Genomic DNA, 13,244 nt, shown 5'->3' on the forward strand with positions numbered 1-13,244 from the left:
GACGCAATGGAGCGATCCGATGAATTCGTCTGCTGTTTCACCCGGCCGTGCCGGTTTACTGCTGCTGTTGACCGGTCAGATGCTGCCGCTGATCGACACCTCAATTACTAACGTGGCGCTGGATTCGATTACCCACTCCCTCGACGCCAGCGCCACCCAACTGGAGCTGATTGTGGCGCTGTACGGCGTCTCGTTTGCTGTGTGCCTGGCGATGGGCAGCAAGCTAGGAGATAACTACGGCCGCCGCCGGCTGTTTATGTGGGGCGTAGTGCTGTTTGGCCTCGCCTCCCTGCTGTGCGGCATCGCGGGCTCCATCAGCGAACTGCTGGCGGCCCGCACGCTGCAGGGCGCAGGGGCGGCGCTGATCGTGCCGCAGGTTCTCGCCACCCTGCACGTTACCCTGAAAGGGACCGCCCATGCCCGCGCCATCAGCCTGTACGGCGGGATCGGCGGGATTGCCTTTATCGTCGGGCAGATGGGCGGCGGCTGGCTGGTATCGGCGGATATCGCCGGGCTGGGCTGGCGTAACGCCTTCTTTATTAATGTCCCGATCTGCCTGCTGGTGCTGGCGTTTAGTCAGCGCTATGTGCCGGAAACCCGCCGCGAGGCCCACGCCGCCATTGACTGGCAGGGGACCTTCAGCCTGGCGCTGATCCTCTGCTGCCTGCTGTTTCCGATGGCGCTGGGCCCGGAGCTGCACTGGCCCTGGACGTTACAGCTGATGCTGCTGGCGGTGCTGCCGCTGCTGGCCTGGATGCGGATGAGCGCGCTGCGTAAACAGCAGCGCGGCGAGCAGCCGCTGCTGCCTCCGCGCTTGCTGAAGCTCACCAGCATCCGCTTCGGGATGGCGATCGCCCTGCTGTTCTTCAGCGCCTGGTCCGGCTTTATGTTCTGCATGGCGCTGACCATGCAGTCCGGGCTGGGGATGTCCCCGTGGCAGTCGGGCAATAGCTTTATCGCCCTTGGGGTCGCCTATTTTGTCTCGGCGCTGTACGCGCCGAAGCTGATTGCGCGCTACAGCATGGGACGCATTCTGCTGACCGGGCTGGGGGTACAGATAGCCGGTCTGTTGCTGCTGATCGCCACCGTTCAACACTTCGGCCTGCACACCGCCGCGCTGGCGATGGTGCCGTCAACCGCGCTTATCGGCTACGGCCAGGCGCTGATCGTTAATAGCTTCTATCGTATCGGGATGCGCGACATCAGCGCCTGCGATGCCGGTGCCGGCAGCGCCATTCTGAGCACCCTCCAGCAGGCAACGCTGGGGTTAGGCCCGGCGATCCTCGGCTCGCTGTTTTTAACCCTCGCTCAGCGCAGCGGCGGTAACTATCCCCAGGCGCTGATCGACTTCCTGGCCGTCGAGGTGGTAATGATGCTGATATTAGGCGCCATTGCCCTGCGATTGCGCCGCCATCTGAGCGTTCACCCGGTGGCAGCGGCCTCGTAAACCCGGCGCATCACGTCTGATTTGCATAATATACATCCAGCGGTCATCATACCTGCTGGATGTACAGGAGACGTTATGCAGGAATTAATATCGCAAATTGCCGCATTAGGCATCAAAATCACCGCAACTACTTCACTCGTCATTATCTTCGGCATTATTTTACTGACGGCGATCGTCGTTCATTTCATTCTGCACAAAGTGGTGCTGCGCGCCTTCGAAAAACGCGCGCGGGCCAGTAGCCATTTGTGGCTGCAAATCATCACTCAGAACAAACTGTTTCACCGCCTCGCCTTTACCCTGCAAGGGATTATCGTCAACGTTCAGGCGGTACTGTGGCTACAAAAAGGCAGTGAAGCTGCCGATATCGTCACCACCGCCGCCCAGCTGTGGGTGATGATCTATGCCCTGCTCTCTTTCTTTTCACTGCTCGATGTGGTGTTCAATCTATCGCAGAAGTTCGCCACCGCTTCGCAGCTTCCGCTCAAAGGGATCTTCCAGGGGATTAAGCTGGTCAGCGCCATCATCATCGGCATTCTGGTGATTTCGCTGCTGATTGGTCAGTCGCCGGCGATTCTGATCAGTGGCCTGGGCGCCATGGCCGCGGTACTGATGCTGGTCTTTAAAGACCCGATCCTCGGCCTGGTAGCCGGGATTCAGCTCTCCGCCAACGACATGCTGAAACTCGGCGACTGGCTGGAGATGCCGAAATACGGTGCCGACGGCGCGGTAATTGATATTGGCCTGACCACCGTGAAGGTGCGTAACTGGGATAACACCATTACCACCATCCCTACCTGGTCGATGGTTTCAGACTCTTTTAAAAACTGGAGCGGCATGTCCGCCTCGGGCGGTCGGCGCATTAAGCGCAGCCTGAATATCGATACCACCAGCATCCATTTCCTTGATGAACAGGAGCAGCAGCGCTTAATTCAGGCAAAACTGCTTAAGCCCTACATGGATTCTCGCCATCAGGAAATCAGCGAGTGGAATCAGCAGCACGCCGCCGATAGTTCGGTGCTGAATCTGCGTAAGATGACCAATATCGGTACTTTTCGCGCCTATTTGCAGGAATATCTCCGCAATCACCCGCGGCTGCGCAAAGATATGACGATGATGGTTCGCCAGCTGGCGCCGGACGCCGACGGCCTGCCGATCGAAATTTACTGTTTCACCAGTACGGTTGTGTGGGCCGAGTATGAGGAAATTCAGGCCGATATTTTCGACCACATCTTCGCCGTGGTTGACGAGTTTGGCCTGCGGATCCACCAGTCGCCGACCGGCAACGATATCCGCTCGTTAGTGGCGGTGGGCAGAAGCTAACGATCAGGTACTGGCGCGGTCAATGACGCGCCAGTCCATCATCACCCGCTCGGCAGCGGCATCAGGATTATCGATTTTCTTCAGCAGCAGCGTCACCGCCTCGCGGCCAATCTCGCGGGACGGCTGTTCAACGGTGGTCAGCTGCGGCGAGACCATCTCCGCCAGTTCAGTGCCATCAAAGCCCATCACGGCAATATCGTCCGGCACCCGCAGCCCGGCCTGGGCTATCGCGCGTAACGCCCCCGCCGCCAGCGAATCTGCCACCGCAAACACCGCATCCGGCAACTCTTTCGCAGCCAGCAGCGTCTCCATGGCGGCTTTACCCGCGGCGGCGCTGAGATCGCTGGCATAGGCCACCTGTTGATAGCCCATTCCCCGGACATGCAGGACGTTTTTGTACCCGCGCTCGCGCAGGCGAGCATAGCGATAGCTCAGATCGTGGTTGATCAGGGCGATGCGCTGGCGCCCGCTCTCCGCCAGGCGTGAGACCGCCCCTTGCGCCGCATCAATGTCGTTGATGCCGACGCAGGAAATCGTGCCGCTATCGGCGTATTCAGCGCACTGCACCCACGGCGCCTCGCCGATCATCATCGTCAGCTCCGGCAGACTGGCAAGGGCATTCATGGTAATAATACCGTCAACCACTTTGCCCGACAGCAGCCTCAGCCCCGAAGTGGAGCGCGCCAGATCGGAACCCGAATTACACAGCAGAATGCGGTAGCCGTGCTTTTCCGCTTCTTCTTCAATCCCCTTCACCACTTCCGCGCAGAAAGGGTTGGCGATATTCGACACCATCACCAGAATCATGTAGCTACGCGCCGTGCGCAGCTGGCGCGCCAGCAGGTTCGGCTGATAATTGCTCTCTTTTATCGCCTGCAGCACGCGTTCACGGTTCTTCGGTTTCACGGTATCACTGTTATTCAGCACCCGTGAGACGGTGGCCACCGACACCCCCGCCAGGCGAGCAATCTTCTGAATTGACATAACGGCTGCATTTCCTGCGATAAAAGTTATTGTGCGAAGGCTATCATAAATACGCCGTCGATGGAGGCGTGGCGGGAGAAATCGCGATGTTCACCGCGACCTGTCGCCAGCCGTTACGGGGAAAACAACAAATAATCGGGGCTATTTTCCGGGCGCGGTCAGCGCGATGATAGCGTCGTAAACCTGAGCGCCGGGACGGTGCTGTTTTACCGCCTGGCCTGACATAATAACTACGTTAAGGATGATGCCACCATGAAGATTAAAATTACGCTTCTCGCTATCGGCTGTTCACTCATTGCGCTCACCGGCTGTACCTCGTCTAAATCGTCACCAGAGCGTCACGCCTACTATTTCGTTGCCCACCGTTCCGATTTTGTCGGCGGCAATTACGCCGTGAACCGCCAGGAGAACTATCGTCTCAATCTCCCGACCTTCACCGAGGCGTATCAGCGCGGTCAGAAGGATCGGAGCAGCGGCGTCAGCGAAAGCGCGGCCCGCAGCAACGCCGAGGCGATCAAGCAGCAAATCGCCAAGGGGAGCCAGACGCAGCACGCCTTTAACGGCAACAGCAGCGATAAATGGGAACATCAGATGGAAAATAAAGACGCCGTGCTGTTCGGCAACGAACTTTCCGGCGCCTATCTGGATGGTTATCTCGGGGTGAAATAACGCCCACTGCGCCACCCCGGTGGCGCAACGTTTGCCTGCTATCGCGCGACGCGAACCCAGCGCTGCTGCTGGTGACTTTGCAGAATGGCGTCAATGATGTACATCACATCCGCCCCCTCATAGAACGAGGCGAATCGCCGCTGCTCTGCCTCCGGCATCTTCCCGGCACGCACCGCCTGATAAAAGCTCAGCATCATATTTTTAAAGGCATCCGGCCAGCCCTCGATATGGCCGCCGGGAAAATGGGCGCTGGCGGCGACATCGCGCTGCATCAGTCCGGGATCGTCGCTGAGCAACTGGTTTGGCTGCGCGCGCTGCCCAATCCACAAGCGTTGCGGAACCTCCTGATCCCACGCCAGCGAGCACTGGCTGCCGTTTAACTCCACCGCCAGGCGGTTCTTTCGCCCTGCGCTGACCTGCGATACGGTAAAGCAGCCTTTGCTGCCGTCCTCAAAGCGAAACAGCACCGACCCCATATCTTCGGTATCCACCTGCCGCGCTTCATGCTGCCGATCGTCTCCCGGCTGGCTGAAGGTTGCTTCGCCCGAAACCGCCGCCTGGCGCGTCGGCCAGACGATGGAGAGATCCGCCATCACCTCGGTGATGCGTTTCCCGGTCATGAACTGTACCGTGTCGCACCAGTGGGAGCCGATATCCGCCACCGCCCGTGAGGCACCGCCCAGCGCCGATTCCACCCGCCAGTTGTAGTCGGTTTGCCACAGCATCCAGTCCTGCAAATAGCTGCCGTGCGCTGAAAACAGCCGCCCGACCTGCCCTTCGCGCACCATGCTGGCGGCCTGCTGGACCATGGCAAACTGGCGGTAGACAAAGCTCACGCCGTGCACCACGCCGGCGCTTTCCGCCAGCGACACCAGCTCACGCGCCTCCTCCGGCAGCATACACAGCGGCTTTTCCGAGAACAGATGCAGCCCGGCGCGCAGCACCTGACGGTTAATCTCCGCGTGCAGATGATTCGGCGTACAGTTATGCACCACCTGCAATCCCGGATGCGCCAGCAGCGCCTCAACCTGCCCGTAAGCATGAGCGACATTCAGCTGCCGCGCTTTGTGCTGCGCCTGAGACAGGTCGCTGTCACACAGCGCCACGACCTCGATATCCCCCACCCGGCGCAGCGCCTCGATATGTGCCGGGCCAATAAACCCGGTGCCAATAATGCCGACCTGAATCATCCTTGCGCCTCCTTGCCGTTGGCAAAATCATCAAACGCCCGCCCGGAGACCGGAATGATGTGGCGGCGGATAAACTCGCTGCCCTCACGCGCCCCGGCTTCAGCATCCTTCAGACAGCATTCCCACTCCAGCACCGCCCAGCCGTCGAAATCGTACTCGGTGAGCTTGCTGAAAATACCTTTGAAATCAATCTGCCCGTCGCCCGGCGAGCGGAAGCGCCCGGCCCGCTGCAGCCAGTTCTGGTAGCCGCCGTAAACCCCACTGCGCCCGTCGCGGCGGAATTCAGCATCTTTGACGTGGAAGGCTTTGATCCGCTCATGATAGATGTCGATGTAGGCCAGATAGTCCATCTGCTGCAGGTGTAAATGGCTGGGATCGTAGAGCATATTGCAGCGCGGATGGTTATCCACCCGCTGCAGGAAGCGCTCAAAGGTTACGCCGTCGTGCAGGTCCTCGCCGGGATGGATCTCGTAGCACAGATCGACCCCCTGCTCATCGAAGCTATCGAGCAGCGGCCGCCAGCGGCGCGCCAGTTCATCAAAGGCCTCATCAATCAGCGTCGGGTTGTGCGGCGGCCAGGGATAAAACTGCGGCCACGCCAGCGCGCCGGAGAAGGTCGCGTGGGCCTGCAGACCTAAGCGCCCCGAGGCGATAGCCGCCTGGCGCACCTTCTCCACCGCCCACTGCTGCCGCGCCTGCGGCTGACCGCGCAGCGCCGCCGGTGCGAATGCGTCAAACGCCGCGTCATAGGCCGGATGGACCGCCACCAGCTGCCCTTCAAGATGCGTGGACAGCTCGCTGATGGTCAGGCCATGCTCCGCCAGCCGCCCGCGAATATCATCGCAGTAGATCTGGCTCGCCGCCGCCTGCTCGACATCAAAAATCGCCGGATGATTACACGGGATCTGCAGCGCCTGATAACCCAACCCGGCGGCCCAGGCCGCGATCCCGTCCAGGGTGTTAAACGGCGCCTGCGGCCCGATAAACTGTGCCAGAAAAATCCCCGGTCCCTTGATCGTTTTCATACCACCTCCTTAAAATCAGTGCTGCTCTTTCTCGTTGTACTGGAAAGAGAAAAGGAAAATCAGTGCAATAACTGCAGCCGCCACCGCCGGGATCCACCAGAAGGTGACCCACGCCTGCGGCACGGTCTGCCCGGCCACCAGCTGGTTATACAGCGCGCCGGAAATTTGCGAGCCCAGCAGCATGCCGATGCCGTAGGTAAACATGACGATCATGCTTTGCGCCTGGCCTTTGACCTTGTCCCCCGCCACGCGGTCGGTATAGATAAAGCCGACGACAAAGAAGAAGTCATAGCACACGCCGTGCAGCAGGATGCCGAGATAGAGCAGGAAGCGCCCCTCTTCACTCACGCCGAGAGCAAAGAAGGCGTAACGGACAAACCACGCCGCCATCCCGACCAGCAGCATGTACTTCACTCCCAGACGGCGGAACAGCAGCGGGATCACCAGCATAAAGGCGATTTCCGACATCTGACCAAACGACATCGCAGTGCTGACGTCCGCCACGCCCGCATCCGCCAGATAAGAGGCGGTATAGGCGTAGTAGGTCCCCAGCGGAATAGAGATCAGCGTGGCGCAGAGCGAGAAGATAAAGAAGTGGCGCGTCTTCAGCAGCGCGAAAGCATCGGCGCACAACAGATCGCGAAATTTCACCGGGATGCCTTTGGCCGGTGCTGGGGTATGCGGCAGCGTCAGGCTATAGACCGCCAGCACCACCGAGCACAGCGCCGCCAGATTAAAGATAGTGGTGGTGTCAGAAATCCCGGTGACCCCGATACAGATCCCGGCAACGATCCAGCCGATGGTGCCGAAGACGCGCACCACCGGGAAGGTCTTATCGACGTTGCTCAGGCTGTGGAAGGCGATATTGTTGGTCAGCGCCAGCGTCGGCATATAGCACAGCGTATAGCCAAACAGCAGGCCGATCAGCAGCGCGCCATTCTGCGCCACCAGCGCCTGCGGGACGAACCACAGGATCACCGCGCCCGCCAGGTGCATCACCGCCATCACCTTCTGCGAAGCAAAGAAGCGGTCGACCAGCATCCCCAGCACAAACGGCGACAGGATCGAGGCAATCGGCCCGGCAGAAAACGCATCGCCAATCAGCAACGCCATATCGTAGCGGGTCATCACCAGCCCCAGGGTCACCGACCAGCTTCCCCAGATAAAGAACTGCATAAACATCATTAACGACAAACGCGGCACCAGAAACCGGTGCTGCACGCAGGCACTTTCACGACCTTCACTTGTGGATACCATGTTCACACCCTCAAAAAAGTAATCGATTACAAAACATCTCGAAATAGAAAGTAATCGATTACAAAAAGAAGATCCTTAGCGATATGCGTTAAGCGCGAAGACGATCACAATAATAAGCAGAGTGCCCCGACGGATGCCGGGGCAAGAGATATTACGCCGGACGGCGCAGCAGTTTGAAGACCACAAACAGGAACAGGATCCAGACCGGCAGCAGAATGGCCGACAGGCGCATGCCGTCGATGGTGCACATCAGCACCAGGATCAATGCCAGGAAAGCAATGCACAGATAGTTGCCACCCGGCGCCAGCAGCGCTTTGAACTTCGACTCGCGGCCTTTACGTCGCTGCGCGGCGCGGAATTTCAGGTGCGCCATGCAGATCATGATCCAGTTCAGCAGCAGCGTCGCCACCACCAGCGCCATCAGCAGACCCAGCGCTTTTTGCGGCAGCAGGTAGTTCAGCAGCACCACCAGCGAGGTGATCACCCCGGAGAGGATCAGCGAATTGACCGGCACGCCGCGCTTGCTGACGCGAGCGAGAAACTTCGGCGCGTTGCCCTGAACCGACAGGCCGAACAGCATCCGGCTGTTGGAGTAAACGCCGCTGTTATAGACCGACAGCGATGCCACCAGGATGACGAAGTTCAGTGCAGAAGCCACCACGTTACTGTCAAGATTGTGGAAAATCATCACAAACGGGCTGCTGTCGGATTTGATCTCTACCCACGGGTAGAGCGCCAGCAGGACCACCAGCGAACCGATATAAAACAGCAGAATACGGTACACCACCTGGTTGACCGCCTTCGGAATGCTCTTTTCCGGATTCTGCGCTTCCGCCGCGGTAATACCGATCAGCTCCAGGCCGCCGAAGGAGAACATAATCACCGCCAGCGACATCACCAGGCCATGCCAGCCGGTGGCAAAGAAACCGCCATGACGCCACAGATTATCAAAGCCGGCTTTACTGCCGCCGTGGCCGCCAAACAGCATCCACAGGCCAAAACCGATCATGCCGATAATCGCCAGCACTTTGATCAACGCAAACCAAAACTCCGCCTCGCCGTACAGGCGGACGTTCACGAGGTTAACGGCGTTGATAATCACGAAGAAGGCCGCGGCCCAGACCCAGGTGGGGACATCGGGAAGCCAGTACTGCATATAGATGCCGGCGGCGGTCAGCTCCGCCATGCCCACCAGCACAAACATCACCCAGTAGTTCCAGCCGGAGAGGAAACCGGCAAACGGGCCCCAGTATTTATAGGCAAAGTGGGCGAAGGATCCGGATACCGGCTCTTCCACCACCATTTCGCCAAGCTGGCGCATGATCAAAAACGCTACGATCCCGGCGACCGCATAGCCAATTAACACCGCCGGACCGGCCATTTGAATCGCCGGACCAATCCCAAGGAACAAACCGGTACCGATGGCACCGCCCAGAGCAATTAACTGAATATGTCGGTTCTGTAAACCGCGATGAAGCGCCGGACCGCTATCTGCTGCGGTATCTGGCTGCGTTGACGCGTCTTTCACGTCGGTCACCTGTTAGTTTTTATGAAGGGGCACCTTTTTACACTTCTGCTGGCCCTACTTCAAGTTACAGATGCGCTGGCTTCGTTCGTGGATGACTCGATAGCGAGGAGCGAGCAGACCTGCCCGCTCCTGCATAGTGACTTAGAAGTCGTAGCCTACCGACACTTTGAACGTCCGTGGTTCGCCACGGAACAGATAGGTTCCGCTGTCATCCGCGCCGGACCAGTAGTTCTCATCCGTCACGTTATCCACGCCCGCACGCACCGTCATCTGGTTCTGATTCTCGTTCAGCGCCAGGCGATAGCGCACGCCGAGATCGAGGGTGGTGAAGCTATCGATCTTCTTGGTGTTCGCCTGATCGGCGTACTGCGATCCGGAATGGTTGAGGCGGGCTGTTGCGGTCAGGCCATCGATGGGCTTGATGTCGTACTCTGCGCCCAGCACCGCATAGAATCCCGGTACGCCAATCGCGGTTTTACCATCGTTGATGCCATCTTTGGTTTTCGACAGCTCGGCTTCCAGCCAGGTGGCGCTGGCATTCAGGCGCAGGCCATACATCGGTTCGCCGAAGACGTTAAATTCAACGCCGCGGTTACGCTGCTCGCCGTTAAGGCCATAGTGTTTCTGGCTATCAAGGAATGCTGAGGGCATTTTAATCTCAAACAGCGCCAGCGAGCCGCCAATGCGGCCAAAATCAGCCTTCACCCCGACTTCATTCTGTTTGGAGTGAATGATGCCGATACTTTCACCATAGTTGGTCGCGGAGGTCGGAGCATTACTTCCCGGCTGCAGCGCTTCGGTATGGTTAGCGTATAAAGAGATAACCTCCCACGGCTTGTAGACCACCCCATAGGTTGGCATCCAGCGGCTGTCGTCATACGCATCGCTTTGCAAACCGGTGGTTTTGTCGTAGTTACGCACCACCACTTTTTGATGACGTGCGCCAACGGTAAACAGGAGCGTATCGTCCAGCACGCCCAGCGTATCGCTCAGCAACCAGCCCTGCGAACGGGTACGACCGCTGGTGAGCGGATCGTAATAGTCACCGCCGAAAGATGAGTTCGCGGGAGGGGCAACCTGCTGGGTATCGTAGATATTTACCTGCGGGTTATCCGCAGCTTTAGACATCCGCCATGCCGTTTTATCGTTCTGGGTTTTCGCCGAATAGCCGACGTTCACTTTGTGCGAGACAAAACCGGTAGCAAACTCCCCGCGTATTCCGGCCATACCGCTGGCGGTATCAATGTAGCGGTTGGTATCCAGGCGTCCCGCGGTGGCGTTACCCTCGCGATCGATCAACTTAGACGCGCTGTATAAACCAATCTCATGGGCATGCTGAGCGCCCAGCGACGCATAGGCCGTCCATCTATCGACAATGTCGTACTCCACTCTCAGCATACCAAACTCATTTTCGATATCGCTGTAGGCCCAGTCTTGCGTGTAGTTATGGGTATTACCCGGGAGGCGCGGGATAAAATCGACAGCAGAAATGTTGATTCCCATCGGACCGCCATGGAACGTTTTCTTCTGATAACCAAAATCAAAAGAGCTCCGTAGACGTTCGCCGCGATAATCGAGGCCAATAGAGGCCAGGGTGGTTCTGCGCTTGTCATTCTCGACCGCCGCCTCACCTTCGCGATGCACCAGGTTTACCCGTGCGCCAAACTGGTTATCGTCACCAAAGCGGCGCCCTAAATCCAGCGAACCACCAACCTGAGAATCAGAGGTGTAATCCACACCGACGTGAGCCGTCGGGGTATCTTCCGCCCGCTTAGGCTCGAGGTTAATCATCCCCCCAACGCCTGAACTGGCGGCGCCGTTAAGCAGAGAGTTCGCCCCCTTAAAAATTTCTACCCGCTCAAGCATGGCGGTATCCACCACCTGACGCGGTACCACGCCAGCCAGCCCGCTGAGGGTCATATCATCGCCATCGAATTTGAGGCCGCGAATACGGTAGGTTTCAGCGTAGTTACCATAGCCCTGTACCGGCTGGACCCCGGCATCGTTACTCACCACGTCGGTAATGGTGTGCGCCTGCTGGTCCTGAATCAGCTTAGAGGTATACCCGATGATGCTAAACGGGACGTCCATCGCGTTTTGTTCACCCAGCATCCCAAGACGACCGCCGTTCGCTACCTGTCCGTCGAGATAAGCCGGCACCGCCAGATCGCCGCCAGATTTAAAATCACTGTCGGGAACCGCCTGGACAACCATCGTTTCTTCTGTTTTCTTGCGCTCGGCGTCGTTTTCCGCCGCCGTGGCGGAATGGGCGATCGCGCCAATGGTTAACGCCAGCAGCGTTTTCCGTAGCGGGAAAGCCGGATAGTGAGAGGTATGCATAATGTGTCCCATCGGTGAGGAAAGTAAAACAAAGGGCCCGCTGCCGGGCCCGAATTTCTTATTTCGCGTTCAGGTCGATACGGACAACGCTGTCCGGGCCTTTGGTCGAATGATCTTTGTTAAACGGCTGTTTGACGGTGACAAACAGCGTCTGGCCGTCGGCGGAGAGCAGCAGGCTGTTCGGGTTCGCCGGGATCGCCCAGCTGTGCTTCAGGGCATAACTGGTGCCGTCGAGGCTGATAACCTTGCCGGATTCGCGCTGGGAGATATAAATCTCATTGCGTACGGGGTTGAACTGCACCGCCAGCGAGTCGCCCACGTCCAGTTGCTTAATCACCTTGCCGCTATGAATGTCCAGCACCAGGGTGGTTTTGGCTTTCGAGTTGTCGGTGACGAACAGGCGGCCGGTCTTGCTGTCTTCGGCAAGGTTCAGCAACAACGCGGGCTTATCGCCGAGCGGTTTCCAGCGCTGCTCAATGCGGTTAGTGCGCGGGTTGATCACCAGAATTTCACCGCTGCCGTTGGCGGCATACAGACGTCCGGTTTGCGCAGAATAGTGCAGACCCGTCATCCATTTGCCGGTGTTTTTAATCCGCGTTTTCAGCTTCAGCGTGGTGGCATCCACCACCCAGATTTGCGCCGGATCGGCAACGGCGCCGGCATACAGGGTGTTATCCAGCAGCAGGATCTGGCGCGCGCCGTACGGCAGGTCTTTGTCATTGCGCTCGCTGAACAGCAGGCGTTTTTTCACTTTACCGGTAGCGGTGTCGATGGCGCTGATGCCGCCATCCAGCGAGTTCGTCACGAACAGCGTGCTGCCGTCTGGCGTTATCTGTACCGCAAAGTTTTTCAGGTCGGTGTAGCTCAGGCCGATCGTCTTCAGGGTTTTCGGGTCGAGCTTGTACACCGCCCCGCCCTGCACATCTTTAAACCCTTCCGCGCTGGCAACGTACAGGGCATCGCCCTTCGGGCTGAGCGCCATTTCGTACAGCCCCTCCGCCAGCTCGCGCTTCAGCGGCTGTGCGGCGGTGGTGGTGGTGGTTTTCTCTACCGCAGGCGGGGTGACAGGGGCGGAGCGGTTAGCAGCGCAGCCGCTTAAGACAGCAGAAATCGCCAGAGCTAATACCGGTATGGTGTATTTCATTGTGGAGATCCTTAACAAAATCAATGAGCCAGTGGTAGCTCCGCGCCGATATTATGATTTTCCGGCCTGACGAGAGTGAGCTCCACCCTGTGCCTTCGCTGTTTCCCTGTGAGCAAGTCACTGGCGCAGGTCAGTCCATGCCTAGCCTGCAAACAAAAAGAAGAATGAGAACTATACGCATTATCGACTCTCAGGCAAGTGCAATCACCCTGATTAAGAGGTAAAAACGATAATATTTTTAATTTACATCATGATATGTCGATAGTTTTGTCGCCAGATTACCGCGGGGTCGACTGCCGGTTTAGCGCTATTCAGAGGCGCAGCCCAACGCCTGTGATAT

General features: G+C 58.3%; 10 protein-coding genes. 3 read left to right on the forward strand and 7 right to left on the reverse strand.

Annotation, left to right across the window (positions count from 1 at the left end):
- Positions 1–19: 19 nt before the first annotated feature.
- Together HF679_RS12160 and HF679_RS12165 are read left to right on the forward strand one after the other, a co-directional pair.
- Entirely contained in the window at positions 20–1,447 is a 1,428-nt protein-coding gene (locus HF679_RS12160) for an MFS transporter (protein ID WP_123755851.1), read from the forward strand.
- Positions 1,448–1,522: 75 nt separating this feature from the next.
- Positions 1,523–2,767 carry a mechanosensitive ion channel family protein gene (locus tag HF679_RS12165; protein ID WP_123755850.1) on the forward strand — a complete coding sequence of 415 codons (1,245 nt, stop codon included), beginning with the start codon at positions 1,523–1,525 and terminating at the stop codon, positions 2,765–2,767.
- 3 nt (positions 2,768–2,770) lie between these two features.
- On the opposite strand, the gene HF679_RS12170 is transcribed toward HF679_RS12165, so the two are convergent.
- Complete coding sequence (locus HF679_RS12170; protein ID WP_123755849.1) at positions 2,771–3,751, reverse strand: LacI family DNA-binding transcriptional regulator; 981 nt, start codon at positions 3,749–3,751, stop codon at positions 2,771–2,773.
- A 252-nt stretch (positions 3,752–4,003) separates the two neighbouring features.
- Here HF679_RS12170 and HF679_RS12175 point away from each other — a divergent pair, with 252 nt between their 5' ends.
- Entirely contained in the window at positions 4,004–4,420 is a 417-nt protein-coding gene (locus tag HF679_RS12175; protein ID WP_123755848.1) for an Exc2 family lipoprotein, read from the forward strand.
- Positions 4,421–4,458: 38 nt separating this feature from the next.
- Here HF679_RS12175 and HF679_RS12180 read toward each other — a convergent pair whose 3' ends face one another.
- The 6 genes from HF679_RS12180 to HF679_RS12205 form a co-directional block, all read right to left on the reverse strand.
- Positions 4,459–5,610 carry a Gfo/Idh/MocA family protein gene (locus HF679_RS12180; RefSeq protein WP_187043010.1) on the reverse strand — a complete coding sequence of 384 codons (1,152 nt, stop codon included), beginning with the start codon at positions 5,608–5,610 and terminating at the stop codon, positions 4,459–4,461.
- Entirely contained in the window at positions 5,607–6,635 is a 1,029-nt protein-coding gene (locus tag HF679_RS12185) for a sugar phosphate isomerase/epimerase family protein (protein WP_123755846.1), read from the reverse strand. The genes HF679_RS12180 and HF679_RS12185 overlap by 4 nt, the downstream gene beginning before the upstream one ends.
- Before the next feature lie 15 nt (positions 6,636–6,650).
- Entirely contained in the window at positions 6,651–7,856 is a 1,206-nt protein-coding gene (locus HF679_RS12190; RefSeq protein ID WP_187043051.1) for an MFS transporter, read from the reverse strand.
- 187 nt (positions 7,857–8,043) lie between these two features.
- The gene (gene pheP, locus HF679_RS12195; protein WP_123755844.1) at positions 8,044–9,420 is read right to left on the reverse strand and encodes a phenylalanine transporter; all 1,377 of its coding nucleotides are present in this window, start codon (positions 9,418–9,420) and stop codon (positions 8,044–8,046) included.
- 141 nt (positions 9,421–9,561) lie between these two features.
- Positions 9,562–11,760, reverse strand: a complete 2,199-nt coding sequence (locus HF679_RS12200; RefSeq protein ID WP_123755843.1) for a TonB-dependent receptor — start codon at positions 11,758–11,760, stop codon at positions 9,562–9,564.
- Positions 11,761–11,818: 58 nt separating this feature from the next.
- Positions 11,819–12,904 (reverse strand): YncE family protein, encoded by a 1,086-nt coding sequence (locus HF679_RS12205; RefSeq protein WP_187043011.1) that lies wholly within the window; start codon positions 12,902–12,904, stop codon positions 11,819–11,821.
- Positions 12,905–13,244 lie beyond the last annotated feature (340 nt).

Origin of the sequence: Enterobacter sp. JUb54 (assembly GCF_014298075.1) — a bacterium.
Classification (GTDB): domain Bacteria; phylum Pseudomonadota; class Gammaproteobacteria; order Enterobacterales; family Enterobacteriaceae; genus Klebsiella; species Klebsiella lignicola.

Bases quoted from the DNA above. Each gene is read 5' to 3' on its own strand.
- HF679_RS12205 (WP_187043011.1), bottom strand. From the start codon at position 12,904: ATGAAATACACCATACCGGTATTAGCTCTGGCGATTTCTGCTGTCTTA.
- HF679_RS12175 (WP_123755848.1), top strand. From the start codon at position 4,004: ATGAAGATTAAAATTACGCTTCTCGCTATCGGCTGTTCACTCATTGCG.
- HF679_RS12180 (WP_187043010.1), bottom strand. From the start codon at position 5,610: ATGATTCAGGTCGGCATTATTGGCACCGGGTTTATTGGCCCGGCACAT.
- HF679_RS12170 (WP_123755849.1), bottom strand. From the start codon at position 3,751: ATGTCAATTCAGAAGATTGCTCGCCTGGCGGGGGTGTCGGTGGCCACC.
- HF679_RS12200 (WP_123755843.1), bottom strand. From the start codon at position 11,760: ATGCATACCTCTCACTATCCGGCTTTCCCGCTACGGAAAACGCTGCTG.
- HF679_RS12165 (WP_123755850.1), top strand. From the start codon at position 1,523: ATGCAGGAATTAATATCGCAAATTGCCGCATTAGGCATCAAAATCACC.
- HF679_RS12160 (WP_123755851.1), top strand. From the start codon at position 20: ATGAATTCGTCTGCTGTTTCACCCGGCCGTGCCGGTTTACTGCTGCTG.
- HF679_RS12185 (WP_123755846.1), bottom strand. From the start codon at position 6,635: ATGAAAACGATCAAGGGACCGGGGATTTTTCTGGCACAGTTTATCGGG.